At 66.9% G+C, this 16,700-nt stretch carries 18 protein-coding genes; 4 read left to right on the top strand and 14 right to left on the bottom strand.

The features are described 5' to 3' along the window. Positions 1-23: 23 nt before the first annotated feature. Positions 24-683, bottom strand: coding sequence for an outer membrane lipoprotein (locus AC1M14_RS00995; protein ID WP_102773074.1), 660 nt, complete (start codon positions 681-683; stop codon positions 24-26). 132 nt (positions 684-815) lie between these two features. Between AC1M14_RS00995 and AC1M14_RS00990 the strand changes: the two genes are divergently transcribed. Then, a complete protein-coding gene (locus AC1M14_RS00990; protein WP_111826183.1) occupies positions 816-1,034 on the top strand; it encodes a DUF3717 domain-containing protein in 219 nt (72 codons plus the stop codon). Here AC1M14_RS00990 and AC1M14_RS00985 read toward each other — a convergent pair whose 3' ends face one another. The 5 genes from AC1M14_RS00985 to AC1M14_RS00965 form a co-directional block, all read right to left on the bottom strand. After that, a complete protein-coding gene (locus tag AC1M14_RS00985) occupies positions 1,035-1,640 on the bottom strand; it encodes an SCO family protein (protein WP_111826184.1) in 606 nt (201 codons plus the stop codon). It abuts the gene before it with no gap. Positions 1,641-1,657: 17 nt separating this feature from the next. Further along, a complete protein-coding gene (gene cyoE / locus AC1M14_RS00980; protein ID WP_102773071.1) occupies positions 1,658-2,551 on the bottom strand; it encodes a heme o synthase in 894 nt (297 codons plus the stop codon). 13 nt (positions 2,552-2,564) lie between these two features. Beyond that, the gene (locus tag AC1M14_RS00975; RefSeq protein ID WP_479730783.1) at positions 2,565-3,605 is read right to left on the bottom strand and encodes a COX15/CtaA family protein; all 1,041 of its coding nucleotides are present in this window, start codon (positions 3,603-3,605) and stop codon (positions 2,565-2,567) included. Positions 3,606-3,767: 162 nt separating this feature from the next. Beyond that, positions 3,768-4,343, bottom strand: coding sequence for an SCO family protein (locus AC1M14_RS00970; RefSeq protein ID WP_102773516.1), 576 nt, complete (start codon positions 4,341-4,343; stop codon positions 3,768-3,770). 57 nt (positions 4,344-4,400) lie between these two features. After that, positions 4,401-5,210 carry an SURF1 family protein gene (locus tag AC1M14_RS00965; protein WP_479730782.1) on the bottom strand — a complete coding sequence of 270 codons (810 nt, stop codon included), beginning with the start codon at positions 5,208-5,210 and terminating at the stop codon, positions 4,401-4,403. A 36-nt stretch (positions 5,211-5,246) separates the two neighbouring features. Here AC1M14_RS00965 and AC1M14_RS00960 point away from each other — a divergent pair, with 36 nt between their 5' ends. After that, positions 5,247-5,447: a twin transmembrane helix small protein gene (locus AC1M14_RS00960; RefSeq protein ID WP_102773069.1), complete on the top strand. Its 201-nt coding sequence runs from the start codon at positions 5,247-5,249 to the stop codon at positions 5,445-5,447. A 177-nt stretch (positions 5,448-5,624) separates the two neighbouring features. Here the strand turns inward: AC1M14_RS00960 and AC1M14_RS00955 are convergent, their stop codons facing one another. From AC1M14_RS00955 to coxB, 5 genes are all read right to left on the bottom strand, one after another. Next, the gene (locus tag AC1M14_RS00955; protein WP_102773068.1) at positions 5,625-6,500 is read right to left on the bottom strand and encodes a cytochrome c oxidase subunit 3; all 876 of its coding nucleotides are present in this window, start codon (positions 6,498-6,500) and stop codon (positions 5,625-5,627) included. A 38-nt stretch (positions 6,501-6,538) separates the two neighbouring features. After that, entirely contained in the window at positions 6,539-6,763 is a 225-nt protein-coding gene (locus AC1M14_RS00950) for a DUF2970 domain-containing protein (protein WP_102773067.1), read from the bottom strand. Positions 6,764-6,771: 8 nt separating this feature from the next. Beyond that, on the bottom strand, positions 6,772-6,897 hold the full coding sequence (locus AC1M14_RS00945; protein WP_209165517.1) for a cytochrome oxidase small assembly protein: 126 nt from the start codon (positions 6,895-6,897) through the stop codon (positions 6,772-6,774). Positions 6,898-6,926: 29 nt separating this feature from the next. Further along, positions 6,927-8,534: a cytochrome c oxidase subunit I gene (ctaD, locus tag AC1M14_RS00940; RefSeq protein ID WP_102773066.1), complete on the bottom strand. Its 1,608-nt coding sequence runs from the start codon at positions 8,532-8,534 to the stop codon at positions 6,927-6,929. A gap of 104 nt (positions 8,535-8,638) precedes the next feature. Next, a complete protein-coding gene (gene coxB, locus AC1M14_RS00935) occupies positions 8,639-9,796 on the bottom strand; it encodes a cytochrome c oxidase subunit II (protein WP_102773065.1) in 1,158 nt (385 codons plus the stop codon). A 290-nt stretch (positions 9,797-10,086) separates the two neighbouring features. On the opposite strand from coxB, the gene AC1M14_RS00930 reads away from it, so the two are divergent. Next, positions 10,087-10,899 (top strand): NUDIX hydrolase, encoded by an 813-nt coding sequence (locus AC1M14_RS00930; protein WP_102773064.1) that lies wholly within the window; start codon positions 10,087-10,089, stop codon positions 10,897-10,899. 6 nt (positions 10,900-10,905) lie between these two features. Here the strand turns inward: AC1M14_RS00930 and AC1M14_RS00925 are convergent, their stop codons facing one another. Continuing rightward, positions 10,906-13,557 carry a cation:proton antiporter gene (locus tag AC1M14_RS00925; RefSeq protein ID WP_102773063.1) on the bottom strand — a complete coding sequence of 884 codons (2,652 nt, stop codon included), beginning with the start codon at positions 13,555-13,557 and terminating at the stop codon, positions 10,906-10,908. A 234-nt stretch (positions 13,558-13,791) separates the two neighbouring features. Between AC1M14_RS00925 and AC1M14_RS00920 the strand changes: the two genes are divergently transcribed. Further along, positions 13,792-14,586, top strand: a complete 795-nt coding sequence (locus tag AC1M14_RS00920) for a phosphodiesterase (RefSeq protein ID WP_479731772.1) — start codon at positions 13,792-13,794, stop codon at positions 14,584-14,586. A 272-nt stretch (positions 14,587-14,858) separates the two neighbouring features. Here AC1M14_RS00920 and rpoH read toward each other — a convergent pair whose 3' ends face one another. Further along, complete coding sequence (rpoH, locus tag AC1M14_RS00915; RefSeq protein WP_102773061.1) at positions 14,859-15,743, bottom strand: RNA polymerase sigma factor RpoH; 885 nt, start codon at positions 15,741-15,743, stop codon at positions 14,859-14,861. A 212-nt stretch (positions 15,744-15,955) separates the two neighbouring features. Continuing rightward, complete coding sequence (locus AC1M14_RS00910) at positions 15,956-16,645, bottom strand: hypothetical protein (protein WP_102773060.1); 690 nt, start codon at positions 16,643-16,645, stop codon at positions 15,956-15,958. Positions 16,646-16,700: the final 55 nt, after the last annotated feature.

Below are 16,700 nucleotides of genomic sequence, written 5' to 3'. Positions count from 1 at the left end.
GGATGATTAGGCTCGCGCCGGGCTCATCCCGGCAGCAGCTGATTGTTTTCCACGCGCACGTGGTCGCCCGAAGCGAACGCGAACGGCTGGGCGCTGCGGAACTGGCGCTTGCTGCCGTCGTTCATGCGCACGGTGAGCTCATAGTGCGTCACCGTTTGTTGCTGTCTGATATTACGCTCAACTTCACGGCCTGCCAAAGCGCCGCCGACCGCGCCCAGCACGGTCAGCGCGGTCTTGCCGTTGCCGCCGCCGAACTGGTTGCCGACCACCCCGCCGGCCACGCCGCCGGCGATGGTGCCGACCAGATGGTTGCTATCGTCCTTGGCCGGCACCTGCACCTGGCGGATGGTTTCGACCACGCCGCAGTTGGCGCAGGCCTGCTTGGCGGGCGCGGGAGCGGGCGCCGGGGCGGGGGCAGGACGGGCCTTGGGCGCAGGCGCGGGCTGGGACGGCGTCTGGGCCGCGGCCTGCGCCGATTCGGCCGGCAGCGGGGCCAGGTTGGCGCCTTCCGGGCCGGCCTCGGCCACCGGTTCGTCGGCATGCGGATTGGCCGAAGGCGTGGGCAGCCAGCCCATCACGGCGGCCACGCCGACCGAGCACATGACGATGACGGCGATTGCGGCGGCCGCCACCAGCGGATGCAGGCCGCGGCGCGGAGAGTCGATTCGGGTAGGGGTACTCATGACGATGCTCCATCGTTACTAACCGGCAGTGGTATAGCACCCGCCCGCGGTTTCGGCATGTTGCGATGGTGACGCTTCTTTGCAGCCCGGCGCGCCGGTGGACAGCGCAGGCCAATCGTGGACAATAGGTCCATGGACTCCGTCATCACCCTGCCCCAACTCGAACAGGCGATCAATTACTGGCGCAACGTATCGCCCTCGGTCGGCGACGAATGCCGGCTCTGCCCCGAGGCGGCCGCGCTGGCGGCGCCCTACGCGCTGATGATCATGGCCCACCGCCGCGAGATCGCCACCGCCGAACTCGGCGAGGCGGCGCGCGCCGCGCTGGACGGCTGGGCGGCGACGCTTTAGTTACTGCTTCAGCAGCGCCTGGATGTCGTGGGCCAGCGCGTCCACGCCGATATTGTTGTTGGCCAGCACCCGCGATTCGCCCTTGCCGTCGAACAGGTAGAAGGCGGCGGTGTGGTCCATGGTGTAGCCGCCGTCCTTGGTGGGCGCCTTGGCGTAATAGGCCTTGAACGACGCCGCGGCCTTCTTGACCTGGTCCGGCGTGCCGGTCAGGCCCAGGAAGCGCGGATCGAAGGCGGTCACGTATTGCTTCAGGACCTCGGGCGTGTCGCGCTCGGGATCGACCGAAATCAGCAGCACCTGGACGCGGTCGGCGTCAGGCCCCAGCTTTTTCATGACTTCGCCCAGTTCGGCCAGCGACGTGGGGCACACGTCCGGGCACTGGGTGAAGCCGAAAAACACCACCACGACCTTGCCGGCGAAGTCGGACAACTGGCGCGTCTTGCCGTTGAAATCGGACAGCTCCATGCCACGGCCCAGCTGGGTGCCGCTGATGTCGCTGCCCTTGAAAGTGGGCGCGCTCTCGCCGCAGGCGGCCAGGGCGGCGGCGAAGGCGGCGGCTGCGCCCAGTCGCAGGGCCAGCCTGCGGCTGGCGGAAAACACGGACATCGACAACCTCCAGGACATCAGCGCAGCAGGCCGACCCAGTGGTCCGCCAGCAGGGCGCCGAACAACAGCGCCAGGTAAAGAATCGAAAAACGGAACATGCTGCGCGCCAGCTCGTCGCTGTAGGCGCGGTACAGCCGCCATGCATACGACACGAACATGCCGCCCAGCGCCAGCGCGCTGGCCAGGTAGAGTTCGCCGCTCATGCGGATGGCGTAGGGCAGCAGCGTGGTGGCCATCAGGGCCACGCTGTAGAGCAGGATGTGCAGGCGCGTGAACTGGTTGCCGTGCGTCACCGGCAGCATGGGCAGGCCGGCCTTGGCGTAATCGTGGTTGCGGTACAGCGCCAGCGCCCAGAAATGCGGCGGCGTCCAGATGAAGATGATGAGGACCAGGACCCAGGCCTCGGCCGGCACGGAATCGGCCACCGCGGCCCAGCCCAGGGCCGGCGGCATGGCGCCGGACAGCCCGCCGATGACGATGTTCTGCGGCGTGCGCGGCTTGAGGATGACCGTGTAGATGACGGCGTAGCCGACGAAGGTGGCGAAGGTCAGCCACATGGTCAGCGGGTTGACCAGGTGGTACAGCACGAACATGCCGGCCCCGCCCAGCAGGCCCGACAGGCTCAGCACCTGGAACGCCGAGATCGTGCCGCGCGCGGTGGCGCGGCGCGCCGTGCGCAGCATGCGCGCGTCGACTTCCTGTTCGATCAGGCAGTTGATGGCGAAGGCGGCGGCGGCCAGCAGCCAGATGCCGATGGTGCCGAACAGCACCCGGCGCATGTCGGGAATGCCGGGCGCGGCCAGGAACATGCCGATCACGGCGCAAAACACCGCCAGCTGCGTCACGCGCGGCTTGGTGAGGACGAAATACTGGCGGAGCAATCCGGATTGGGGAGCGGCAATACTGGTCATGATGAGCCCTATTTTAAACGCGCACCAAATCGGGGCCGTAATTCCCCGCCGGCGCACGTCCTGCCGTGGACAAACGCACCATCAATACGACCGCGGCCAGCGTCAGGCCGGCGGCGCCGCCGTTGTGCAGCACCGCGATCAGCAGCGGCCACTGGAAGAAGATCGTGGTCAGGCCGGTCAGCAGCTGCGCCGCCAGCAGCGCCAGCATCAGCGTGGCGGGGCCGCGCAGGCCGGGCTCGGCGCGCAGCCGCCAGGCCAGCGTGCCGAGGTACAGGAACACCACGAAGGCGAAATTGCGGTGGACCCAGTGGATCGCGGTGAGCGCCGGCTGCGAAATCATCTCGCCCGAGGGCAGCTCGCCCAGCGCGCGGATCACCGAATAGCCGCCGCGGAAGTCCATTTCGGGCACCCACTGGCCGTGGCACATGGGAAAGTCCATGCAGGCCAGCGCGGCGTAGTTGGTGCTGACCCAGCCGCCCAGCGTCACCTGCACCAGCAGCAGGGCGAAGCCCCCGGCCACCCACGGCCTCCAGCGCGCGGCGGCCGCCGACAGGGCCAGGTGCGGACGCTCGCGCGCCGACAGCCAGGTCATCAGCGCCAGCACCGACAGGCCGAACACCAGATGCGCGGTGACGACGGCGGGCATGAGCTTGTGGGTCACGGTCCAGGCGCCGAACGCGCCCTGCACGCAGACGGCCACCAGCGTGGTCACGGCCAGGGCCGGCGAACGGCCCAGTTCGCGGCGGTAGCGCCAGGCCATGTAGACGATGCCGATGATGAGCATGCCCAGGATGGAACCGACATAGCGGTGGATCATCTCGATCCAGGCCTTGGACAGCGTGACGGGACCGAAAGGCATGGCCTGCGACGCTTCATGGATATCGCCCATGGCGCCCAGCGGCGTCACGCTGCCGTAGCAGCCCGGCCAGTCGGGACAGCCCAGTCCCGAATCGGTCAGGCGCACGAAAGCGCCGAACATGATGAGGTCCAGCGTCAGGAACCAGGTGAAAAAAACCAGCTTGCGATAACGCGTCCGAAGGCGTTCGATATCCATAAAAAACAATAAAAAACGGCAAAAAAACAAATTACGCCCCACGCACACAGGCGCAACGCATCAAACCAACGCCCCACAAGCCAGGCCGCACGGATCCGGCTCCGCCGGTCCGTAGCGGCGCCCCCCTGGGGGGGAAGCGCCAAAGGCGCTTCGGGGGGGGACCTACCCTACTCTTGAGTTATAGACCAGTTTGCTGATGTCCTTGCGGACCTTCACCCCGTCGGCCTCGGCCGGGAACTGCATCATCAGGTTGCCCAGCGGATCGATCACCCAGATCGGGTCCTGCAGGCCGGGCTGGCCGGCGGCGCGCTCGCGCGCCAGCAGGAAGCGCGCCAGCTGGTCGGGGTCGGCGCGCACCATCACCGTGCCCTTGTAGGCCTCCAGCACTTTTTCCGGCACCGGCGCGTCGTCGGTGATGAACCAGATGCGCGCCAGGCGCTCCACGTTCTTGCCCTGGCTGGCGTGGCTGTTGCGCGTGATGAAGAGCTTGCGCGCGCAGCTGTCGGGGCAGGCGCCGCCGTCGGCGGCCACCAGCAGCCATTTGCCTTTCAGGCTCTGCAGGTCGAAGGGCCGGCCGTCCAGCGTGGTCAGGCGCAGTTCGCCGGCCGCGGGCATGGGCCGCTGCGGCTCGATGAGCGCGCCGTAGTTGCTGGATTCGGCGGGCCACCACTGCGGGTTCATGTACACCACGACGGCGCCGACGATGGGCGCCAAAGAGCACAGGAACACCAGCAGCATGGGCAGCAGCGAACGCTTGCCTGCGGGCCGGTTGGAAGAAATGTCGCGAGCCACTTTTTATCCTGTGTTGCGGGTTGCGGATGAGCGCCTCATGCGGCGGATGGCGCCCCCCAGCACCACCAGCCACGCGATGGCGGCGATCGAGGCGAAAGCGAACCACTGTACGGCATAAGAGGTGTTCTGCTGGAAATCCACCGAGGGCTGCGGCCAGTCGCGCACCAGGCCGTCGCCGGCGCCGTCGTCCGACTGCATCAGCACCGTGGGCAGCAAGGCCAGGCCGGTCGCCTTTGCGTATTCCTCCAGCGGCAGGTTCTGCACCTGCGGCGCCGCGCCGCCCGCCGCCGGCAGCGCGGCCGGCAGGGCCGACTCGTCGGACCCGCCCAGCGACCAGATCTCGAACAGCCGCGGCACGCGCGGCGAAAGTTCGCCCGCCACGGTCTGCGGCCCGGCGGGCGCGGCGGGCAGGTCGGGCTGCGCCGGCCCCTGTCCGGGCGCGGCCATGACGCGCGGCAGCCAGCCGCGCAACACCAGCACGGCGCGGCCTTCGGGTCCGTCGAGCCGCAGCGGCGTGGCCAGCCAGTAGCCGGGCTTGCCGTCCTGGCTGCGGTTGTCCAGCAGTACACTGAATTGCGGCAGCCACACGCCCGTGGCCCGCGCGGCGCGCCATGCCGTCATGGCGGCGGGGTCGGTGGCCGGCGTCAAGGGCAGCGGCGCTTGCTTGCGGCCGGCCTCGATAGCCGCCAGAATGGCGCGTCGCTCGTCGCCGCGGCGCAGCTGCCATTGCCCGAGCGACGCCAGAACCACCACGGCGGCGCCGAGCAGCAGCAGGGCAGCTACCGTGTTGCGGGTTGAATGCGGTCGGGCCATCTTTCTTCAATAACTCTGATTTGTCCGGAGACCACCATGCGCGTTTTCGTCGTCCTGGCCTTTATCGGTATTCTGGCCAGTCTGGCATCCGCCCTGGTCTACCTGATGCGGGACAAAGGCACCACCAACCGCACGGTGAACGCGCTGACGGTACGCATCGGGCTGTCCGTGGCCCTTTTCCTGTTCGTGCTGTTCGCCCACCACATGGGCTGGATCGAGAGCACAGGCCTTAGATAGGCCTGGCCTGGCGAGGTTCCCCGCCGCCGGGCGGCCGTCGACATGACGGCATGACGACACGACGGCGTAGGATGGGCGCAGCGCGAGAATTCTTAAGCAAGAACTCACCCCCCCCAACGCGCGCAACCCATCAGCCGGCGCCAGCCGCCATCTCCCGCGGCCAGCGCACTCCCCACCTCAGAACCAATACACAAACAAGTACAGGCCCAGCCACACCACGTCCACGAAGTGCCAGTACCACGCCGCCCCTTCGAACCCGAAGTGGTGGTCGGCGGTGAAGTGGCCGCGGATCAGGCGCACCAGGATCACGGTCAGCATGGTCGCGCCCAGCAGCACATGGAAGCCGTGGAAGCCGGTAAGCATGTAGAACAGCGAGCCGTAGGCGCCGGAGTTGAACTTGAGGTTCAGCTCGGTGTAGGCATGGTGGTATTCATAGGCCTGGCAGGCGACGAAGACGAAGCCCAGCACGACCGTGGCCAGCAGCCAGAAAATGGCCTTGCCGCGGTGGTTTTCGCGCAGCGCGTGGTGGGCGATGGTCAGCGTGACGCCGGAGCTCAGCAGCAGCGCGGTGTTGATCGTGGGCAGCCAGAAGGGGCCGACGGTCTGGAACTGCTCGACCACGCCGGCCGGGCCGAAGTTCGGCCACACGGCCTGGAAGTCGGGCCACAGCATCAGCCGGTGGTCCATGTCGCCCAGCCACGGCGTGGTGACGGTGCGGGTGTACCAGAGGGCGCCGAAGAACGCCGCGAAGAACATGACTTCGGAGAAGATGAACCAGCTCATGCCCCAGCGGTACGAACCGTCGATGCGCTTGCTGTTCAGGCCGGACTCGGATTCCTGGATGGCGTCGCCGAACCAGAAGTACAGCACCGAGATCAGGCCCACGAAGCCCACCAGCAGGGTCCATTTGGCCCAGCCCACGCCGTTGAACCAGGCCGTGGCGCTCAGGGCCATCACGAGCAGCGTCACGGCCGTGCGCACGGGGTGACCCGAGTCGGCGGGCACAAAGTAGTACGGTGCCTCTTTACCTTGAACCGAGTGGCTTGCACTCATGGCTTTCTCCCTGGTACAGATTTATAGAATCAAGTGAGTCAAGTCAGGCTGGAAACGGCCCAACGCACAATTAATACCAGCACAGTAACGAAGATGGCCGCTGCCAGCAGCCCGCCCAGGATCACGTGGACCGGGTTGAGCTTGGCGATGTCCTCCCGGTGGCCCGCCCCCTTGCGGACCCCGAAGAATCCCCATGCCACCGCCTTCATGGTTTGCAGGAAGCTCAGCTTGCGCTGGGCGGTCTCGCGCAGGTCGTCGCTCATGGCCGGGCCTATTTGAGCGCGATGCCGGACATCAGGGCCGAGCCGCGCAGCACGGTCCAGGCGAACACGGCGATGACGAAAGCCAGCAGGACCAATCCTGCGATCTTGTTGCGGCGGCGCTGCTCGGGTGTCATGGCTGTGCTACCTGGAACGTGAAAGCGGTTTACTTCACTTCGGGCGGAGTCTCGAAGGTGTGGAAGGGCGCGGGCGAGGGCACCGTCCATTCCAGGCCTTCGGCGCCGTCCCACGGCTTGGCGGCGGCGACTTCGCCCTTGCCGCGGTAGCAGCGCAGGATCGCCCACAGGAAGATCAGCTGCGACAGGCCGAACCAGAACGCGCCGATGGTGGCCATCTGGTGGAAGGTCGTGAACTGCCCTGCGTAGTCGGCGTAGCGGCGCGGCATGCCGGCCAGGCCCAGGAAGTGCATCGGGAAGAAGGTCACGTTGAACGAGATCAGCGTGGACCAGAAGTGCAGCTTGCCCAGCTTTTCGCTGTACATGCGGCCGGTCCATTTGGGCACCCAGTAGTAGGCGCCGGCGAACAGCGCGAACAGCGAGCCGGCCACCAGCACGTAGTGGAAGTGGGCCACCACGTAGTAGGTGTCGTGCACCTGGATGTCGATCGGGGCCACCGACAGGATCAGGCCGGTGAAGCCGCCCATGGTGAACACGAAGATGAAGCCGATCGAGAACAGCATCGGGGTCTCGAACGTCATGGAGCCGCGCCACATGGTGGCCACCCAGTTGAACACCTTCACCCCGGTCGGGATGGAGATGAGCATGGTGGCGTACATGAAGTAGAGCTGGCCGGTCACCGGCATGCCGGTGGTGAACATGTGGTGCGCCCACACGATGAAGGACAGCACGGCGATGGAGGCGGTGGCGTACACCATGGAGGCGTAGCCGAACAGCTTCTTGCGGGCGAAGGCGGGAACGATGGCCGACACGATGCCGAACGCCGGCAGGATCATGATGTAGACCTCGGGGTGCCCGAAGAACCAGAACACGTGCTGGTACAGCACCGGGTCGCCGCCGGCGGCGGCGTTGAAGAAGCCCGTGCCGAAATGGCGGTCGGTCAGCACCATGGTGATGGCGGCGGCCAGCACCGGCATCACGGCCAGCAGCAGGAAGGCGGTGATCAGCCAGGTCCAGCAGAACAGCGGCATCTTCATCAGCGTCAGGCCGGGCGCGCGCATGTTCAGGATGGTGACGATGATGTTGATCGCGCCCATGATGGACGAGGCGCCCATGATGTGCAGCGCGAAGATCGCCAGGTCCATGCCGGGGCCCATCTGCAGCGACAGCGGCGCGTACAGGGTCCAGCCGGCCGCCGTGGCGCCGCCGGGCACGAAGAACGAGGCCGTCAGCATGATGGCGGCCATGGGCAGCAGCCAGAAGCTGAAGTTGTTCATGCGCGCGAAGGCCATGTCGGAAGCGCCGATCTGCATCGGGATCATCCAGTTCGCGAAGCCCACGAAGGCCGGCATGATGGCGCCGAACACCATCACCAGGCCGTGCATGGTGGTGAACTGGTTGAAAAGCTCGGGGCGGAAGAACTGCAGGCCCGGCTCGAACAGCTCGGTGCGCAGCAGCAAGGCCAGCGTGCCGCCTTCCAGCAGCATGACGAACGAGAAGATGAGGTACATCGTCCCGATGTCTTTGTGGTTGGTGGCGAAAAGCCAGCGGCGCCAGCCGGTGGGGATGGCGTGGTGGTGGTCATCGTGACCGTGGCCGTGGCCCGGCGACACGTGGTCTACAGTGACGCTGCTCATGATGGACTCCTTCCTGCTGAGTGCCGGGCCCGATCCACGGGGCCGGCAGGGTATCTCTAACTAAACGGAACCGGTTCTGCGTAGGCGTGGCTGGGCGCGCGCGATCAGCGCGCAGCCGTCACGTCCTTCGGCTGAACCGTCGGGTCCTGCCCCTTGCCTGCATTGCTCCAGGCATGGCGCGTATAGCTGATGACCGCCGCGATCTCGACATCGTTGAGCTGGCCGCCGAACGGCGCCATCGCGGTGCCGGGCTTGCCCTTCAGCACGGTGTTGATCTGTTCGGCCTTCGGCCCCAGAACAACCTTGTCTCCGTCGAGCGGGGGGAAGCTGCCCGGGATGCCCTTGCCGTTGGCCTGGTGACAGGCCACGCAATTCGCCGCGAAAACCTTCTCGCCGCGGGCAACCAGTTCGGCTTCCGTCCACTCCTTGTTGGGATCGTCGGCGTTCGCCGCCATCTTCTTCTTTTGGTCTTCGACCCACTTATCGTAGTCGGCTTGCGCCATAACTTCCACGACGATGGGCATGAAAGCGTGATCCTTGCCGCAGAGTTCCGCGCACTGGCCGCGGTAAATGCCGGGTTTGTCGGCATTGAACCAGGCATCGCGCAGGAAGCCGGGGATGGCGTCCTGCTTGACGCCGAAGTCCGGAATCATCCAGGAGTGGATGACGTCGGCGGCGGTCAGGACGATGCGGACCTTTTTATTCACCGGCACCACCAGGTGATTGTCCACTTCCATCAGGTAGAACTCGCCCTTGGGCTCGCGGTTCTCGATCTGCGCGCGCGGGGTCGACAGGGTGGACAGGAACTTGACGCCGGCGGCCGGGCCGTCGAGGTACTCGTAGCCCCACTTCCATTGATAGCCGGTGACCTTGACGGTGAGATCGGCGCTGGAGGTGTCCTTCATGGCGACCACGGTCTTGGTGGCCGGCAGCGCCATGGCGATGACGATGATGAACGGGATGACCGTCCAGGCGACTTCGACGCCGAGGTGTTCGTGGAAGGTGGCGGCCTTGTGGCCGCGCGACTTGCGGTGCGCCCAGATGGAATAGAACATCACCCCGAACACACCGATGAAGATCACGATACAGATCGTGAGCAGCATCCAGTGCAGCCACATGATGTCGCGCGAAATCGACGTCACGCCCTCATGCAGGTTCAGCTGGTTGACCTTCGGGCCGCCGGGCATGTCTTGCACCTGAGCACTCGCCACGCTGGCCATCAGCATCGCACAAGTCCCCAGTATCCCTCTCCACTTCTTCATGCTTACCTCGAAACACGGCGCGTAGGTCCGTTCTCTAGTGGCGGAAGTCACCGGAAACGGGCAACACGCAATTATTAGATGGCAGGGGCGAGGCAGGGAGATAGAGCGGCCCCTGTCGTTCCCACTCGAAATCACAAAGAAACTGCCGGATTATAGCGGACGCGCAAACAGATGTAAGTTAGCGCCCTTGAATTCGTAGGCGCCGCCCCCATTTGGCCTCGCCCTCTTGACCTGGGGCTGAAAACAGGCTGGCATAAAATCGTCGGTAACATCAACACCACGATTCCCCGATGCCACAACAGTTGCCCGATCTGTACGCCGCCCTTTGCGCACGCGCCCAGGAGCCCGCTCCCGACGGCGCGCGCGCTTTATATATAGCGGGGCGCCGCTGCGGCTGGGCCACGCACGCGGCGTGCGACGCGCTGCGCGGCGCGGCCGATATCGACGCCGACGGCGAGACCCTGCGCATCGGCGCGGGCCTGGAGCCGGGCGCGCAACTGGATGGCGTGCTCGAACGGGCCGCGCAACTGTTGCGCCAAGCCAACTGCCTGCGCGGCTGGCGCGACGAATTGCTGGACGTCATGGACGGCGACACTGCCCTGGGCGTGATCGAACGCGCCGCGGTGCGCCCCCTGGGCCTGCTCACCAAGGCCGTGCACCTGAACGCGTGGACGCCCGACGGCCGCCTGTGGGTCGCGCGCCGCTCGCTCAGCAAGTCCACCGATCCCGGCATGTGGGATACGTTGGTGGGCGGCCTGGCCGGCAGCCGCGAGGACCTGGAACTGGCGCTGGTGCGCGAATGCGGCGAGGAAGCCGGGCTGGACGAGCCCGACCTGGCGCGTCGCACGCCGCTGCGCACCATCTTGCGCATCCATCGGCGCCTGCCCGAGGGCTATCAGGTCGAGGACGTGCTGACCAGCACCTGCGTGCTGGAAGCCGACGCCCGGCCCGCCAACCGCGACGGCGAAGTCATGGAGATCGCCACGCTGGACGTGGCCACGGTGCTGCGCCGCATCGCCGAGGGCGAATTCACGCTGGAAGCGGCGCTGGTGATCGTCGAAGACATCATGCAGCGCCGCGCGGCCGGCGAAATCCCGGCCTGAGGCCCGTCAGCCCGGACGCGCCGCGTCCAGCATGCCCGCGGGCGGCGGATCGGCTTGCGGCGCCTCGCCGGCAGGCGGGGTTGCGCCCGCGGCCTCGGCGGCTTCCGCGGCCTGGGCCGGGCTGGGCGCGGAGGCCGGCGCGGGCGCCGGTGCGGCCGCGGCATTGGCCTGCGAGAACTGCTTCCACACCTCGATGGCGCGCAGGCGCTGCTTGGCCACCAGCTGGATGCGCTCGCGCAGGTTCTCGTCGCGCGCCAGCAGCGCGTGGAAATCCCGCGACGACAGCATGAGCAGCTTGCTGTAGCCCAGCGAGGTCACGTCGGGCTCGATCTGCTGCTCGCCCAGCAGCCCCAGTTCGCCGAAGAATTCGCCGCTGCCCAGTTCGATCAGGGTGTTGTCCGGCAGATGCACGGCCACGGCCCCGGAGGCCACGAAGCACATTTCGCCGCCGTGCCGGCCCTTGGTGAGCACGCGCTGGTCCGGCAGCGACAGCCGCGGCTTGAGCAGCTTGCTGATGGCGCGCAGCGAATCGGCCGACAGGCCCTCGAACAGCGGCACGCGCTTGATCAGCTCGGCCGCGCTCATTTCGATGTCCAGCGGCGGATGGCGGTCGATATGGGCCCAGCGGCTCTTCAACTGCGCCATCAGGTCGGCGTACACCTCGCCGCTGATCAGGAACTGCTCCAGCATGTCGCGGTAGCGGATGCGCTCCATTTCGCGCGCCACGCGGCCCAGATAGCTTTCCTGCAGCCACTGCGCGTAGGACGGATATTGCAGATTCAGCGCCTGTATGGCGTTTTCGATCAGGTCCAGGCGGCGCTGGTGCAGGGACACGATGCGCGCGGTGGCCTCTTCGCCCAGCAGCGGCGTGATCTGTTCGCGCGCGAACGCGATCAGGCGCTGCGCGACCGACCGCTTGCTCATCAGATTGGCGAAACGCTGGGCCAGTTCGCGCGCCAGCCAGCTCTGGAAGCCGAACACGTAGTGCAGCCGCAGCGCCAGCCGGAAACCGGGCGAATAGCGCACGTCGTCGACGATCCCGCGCTCGAAGCCCGCGACGCCGCCCTGCCGGATCGCGTCCTCCAGCCGCTCGGCCCGCGCCAGCAGCGCCTCGGCCATGCGCCAGTCCACGATCTGCGCCTTCAGGATGTCGAAGAACATTTCCTCTTCGCGCTGCGCCACGATGGCCAGGCCCACCGCCACGCGCTGCTCGTCGCTCATCTGGCCGACCTGGCCGTCGTGCACGCTGGTCAGGCTGGCGTCGAACACCGCGCGGATGCGGTCGCGCACCTCGGCGCCGATGTGCTCGCTGCGCGCGACCTCTTCCGTCTTGCCCTGCAGGTCTTCCAGCGCCACGGCCAGGGCCTGGTTGCGGATGGTGCGCTCCACCGGCGAAAGCTGGTTCAGGCCCAGCGCGCGGATCAGCGGACGCAGGCTGATGCCGTTGACGAACAGCGTGAGCAGCACGAAGCTGGTGGTGGCGACCGCGATGAACTGGCGCGCCTCTTCGGGCACGCCGGTCTGTTCGGTGACGGCCAGCGCCAGCGCCAGCGAGACGGCGCCGCGCAGGCCGCCCCACAGCATCACCACCTTGTACGGCCTGCTGACCTTGGTGCCCAGCCGGGTCAGGCCCAGCAACGGCAGCAGGCCGAACACCACGATGGCGCGCGCCGCCAGCGTGGTCACGAACAGCACCACCACCAGCAGCAGTTCCTGCCAGTCGGCCGCCGCCATCAGCTTCGGGATCAGCATGGCCGCGAACAGGAAGATCAGCGAATTGGCCCAGAACCCGAACTGTCCCCAGGCGCTGGACAGGTATTCGAACGTGGTGGGCGACATGCGGGTGCGGCCGGTGGAGCCGACCACCAGGCCGGCGATCACCGTGGCGACCACGCCCGAGACGTTCAGGTAGTGCTCGGAAATGAAGAAGGACAGATAGGCCAGCGTCAGCGTCAGCGTGATTTCGGCGGTGGGAAAGCCGCGCAGCCACGCGAACAGGAAGCAGGCCAGCCGCCCCATCGCGTAGCCGGCCAGGCCGCCGCCCAGGAAGTGCACGATGAAGTCGTTGAAAATGCCGCTCACGGTCAGTTCGCCGTGGCCGCCCAGCACCGCCAGCAGCACCGAGTACAAGGCGATGGAGGCCGCGTCGTTGAACAGGCTTTCGCCCTCGACCAGCGTGGTCAGGCGCTTGGGCGCGCCCACTTCGCGGAAAATGCCCACCACCGCCACCGGGTCAGTCGTGGCCACGATGGCGCCCAGCAGCAGGCAGACCACCAGGCCATAGGACGACACGGCGTCCAGCGCCACCCCGACGGCCACGGTGCACACCACCACGGCCACGATGGCCATCATCAGGATGGGGCCGATGTCGTCCATCAGGCGCCGCACGTTCATCGACAGCGCGGTCTCGAACAGCAGCACCGGCAGGAACACCATCAGGAAGGTTTCCGACGAGATCTCGAAGCGTTCCAGCGAATCCAGAAAATCGCCGATCCAGCGCGGCGCCCAGCCGTGCAGGTGCACGATGATGCCCAGCAGACAGCCGACGATGGCCAGCAGCACCGAGTACGGCAGCTTGAGGCGGCCGGCCAAAGGCGGCATGAAGCAGACCAGCGTGAGCAAACCGGCCAGGCCGAATACGAGAAAACCGACATCCATGGATAGCGCCGCGTCTGAGGCTAGGGAGAAATTTCACAAGAATAGCGGCTTTTTCCCCCAAGTCCGGGCGGCGAACTGTAGAGAATCGTAGAGAATGCACGTTTGGTTACCCCAATACGCAAGCGCGATACGCGTGGCGACGCGTTTTTTGGGTAATGTGGAATCGCTTCAACTTTTCAGGAGCGGCACTTGGCCCGCATCCATGCCCTGACCCGGCGCGACGACGCGCCCGCCATGCTGGTCCAGCTCACCGACAGCCACCTGTTCGGCGAGCCCGGCACCGTGATGCTGGGCGTCGACACCGACGCCAGCCTGCGCGCCGTGCTGCGCCAGATCGAGGCCGACGGCCGCCATCCCGACCTGCTGCTGGCCACCGGCGACCTGTCCCAGGACGGCGCGGCGGCGGCCTACCGCCGCTTTGCCTCCATCCTTTCCGAGGCGCCGGCGCTGGACCGCGCCACCATCCGCTGCCTGCCGGGCAACCATGACCTGCCTGCCGTGATGCGCGAGGAGCTGGCGCAGTGGTCCGAGCCGGTCACCGACGTGGGCGCCTGGCGCGTCGTGACGCTGGACACCACGGTGCCCGGCTCCGACGCGGGCCACCTGCCCGCCAGCCAGCTGGATCTGCTGGAGGCCGCCCTGGCCGAAGCGCCCGGGCGCCACACGCTGGTCGCGATGCACCACAACCCCATGCAGATCGACAGCCACTGGCACGACACGATGATGATCGACAACCCGCAGGCGCTGTTCAAGCTGCTGGCCCGCTGGCCGCAGGCCCGCGTGCTGCTGTGGGGACACGTGCACCACGACTTCGACCGCCGCCGCCACAACCTGCGCATGCTGGCCACGCCGTCCACGTGCTTCCAGTTCAGCATCCGCGACGGGCAGCACGTGGTGGACAACATGGCGCCGGGGTATCGCTGGATCAAGCTGTACCAGGACGGATCGCTGGCGACCGGCGTGCGGCGGGTGCAGGACGCGTTGTGGCGCCCGGCGCTGGCGGCGTCGGACAAGGTGCAGGCGGCCTAGGCATAAAAAACGGGGCACCAATTTGCTTTGGTGCCCCGCAAACATCCGTCTCATAGGGGAGGGGAAAGAGGAGAAGCCGAGACGGACGACTAGACAGCCAACCGGAGTTCGCGGTCTACATGAAGTTAGTCGGCGCGGCCCGCATTAAGTTTCTGGCGCGGCGCAAAAATTCCGGGTGAATTTGTATCAATTCATGTAACGGCCGCCAGGCGCGCCGCAAAAGACAAAGGCCGCTCGAAAGCGGCCTTTTGCATGGGCGGGCGGCAGGCGTGTCAGGCCTGGAGATTGCCGCGCATTTTCTTGAGAGCGGCGGCCTCGATCTGGCGGATGCGTTCGGCCGAGACGCCGAATTCCTGGGCCAGTTCGTGCAGCGTGGCGCCGCCGTCGTCCTGCAGCCAGCGCGCCTCGACGATGCGGCGCGAACGCGGGTCCAGCGCTTCCAGCGCGTCGCTCAGCCCGCTGCCCTGCAGCCGGTCGCGCGCGGCGCGCTCCAGCACCCGCGTGGGTTCCTGGCGGCCGTCGTCGGACAGATAGGCGATGGGCGCGTAGCTCTCATCGTCGTCGTCCTGGTTTTCCAGCGACATGTCGCGCCCGGACAGGCGCACTTCCATTTCGCTCACGTCTTCGCGGCGCACGTTCAGCTCGCGCGCGATGTGGTCGACCTGCTCGGGGTCCAGCGTCTGGCCGTCGGGCCGCATGCTGCGCAGGTTGAAGAACAGCTTGCGCTGGGCCTTGGTGGTGGCCACCTTGACCAGGCGCCAGTTGCGGATGATGTATTCGTGGATTTCCGCCTTGATCCAGTGCACGGCGAACGACACCAGGCGCACGCCGCGCTCGGGGTCGAAACGCTTGACGGCCTTCATCAGGCCGACGTTGCCTTCCTGGATCAGGTCGGCGTGGGGCAGGCCGTAGCCCAGGTACTGGCGGGCCACGGACACCACCAGGCGCAGGTGCGACAGGATCAACTCGCGCGCCGCGCCCAGGTCTTCCTGGTCGCGCAGGCGGCGTCCCAGCTCGGTTTCTCGTTCAGCCGACAGCACCGGCAGGCGATTCACCGCGGAAATGTATGCGTCGATCGTGCCGAGCGCGCCCGGATTGCCGATGGCCAACGCCAGGGCGTTGCCGGAAGTGGCCAACGAGGTACTGGGTTGTTTCATAACGGGAGTCTCCGGAAGGCTTAAGGATGACGACATGAATTCGATGTTAGCACTCTAGTAAAGGGAGTGCTAATTCGACTATTGCGGCGCATCAAAGTTCCACCACACATGATTCGCCCCCAATTTTTTTCGGCCCGAGAAGTTCGAGCCAGCGCAAGAATGGCCGCGCCGCAGCCGGGCCGCCCCAAGGCGGCGCAGCGTGGGTGTTCACACTACCAGCCCAGGCGCTTGAGGCCGTCGACCGTAGCCTGGCCGTCGGGGCGGATGAACAGCGCCCCGCGCGGGTCCAGGAAGACCTGGTAGCGGGCGCCGTCGAACAGGGGCATGTAGGCGCCGCTGCCGAATTGGACATCGACGAAGGGGAACCAGTTCGGGAAGTTTTTCTTCAGCGAACCGAGGTCGGGCGCGGGCCAGTCGTCCAGCGGATGCACCGAACGGGTGGCCGAGGCCTCGCGGGCCGCGTCGCTGTAGCGGCCGGACAGCCGCTCCAGGCGGTACAGCGGCGGCACGCCCGCCATCAGCGCCGGCACCTTCCAGCGCACCACCCGCGCGTCGATCTGCCACTGGTCGCCGTACAGCACGTACTGGCGGCTGCCGATGGCCGGCGCGCTGGCGTCCACCTGGAACTGGCCCTCGGCCAGCTGGCGGATCTCGACGCGGGCCACCGGCTCGTCGGTGGTCAGGCGGAAGAACTGCACCAGCGACAGGGCCAGCAGGCCGGACACGCAGCCCAGCAGCACCAGCATCAGCCCGAACAGGCGGCGCACCGGCCGGAGCTGGAACATTTTGCGGCCGCGCTCGTCGCGCGGGCCGCCCTTGCCCAGCAGCATGACGATGCCCGGCAGCAGGACGACGATGGCGCCCAGCAGTATCCAGACGAAAGGAGCGATTCCGTTGATCAAATCAGCCGTTCCCGATTAGGTAAGAACCGCCGCGGGCGGTGGCCGGCCAGTATAG

The sequence above is a fragment of the Achromobacter sp. SX5 genome (assembly GCF_056711425.1).
This window is presented reverse-complemented; position numbering and strand designations above follow the sequence as displayed.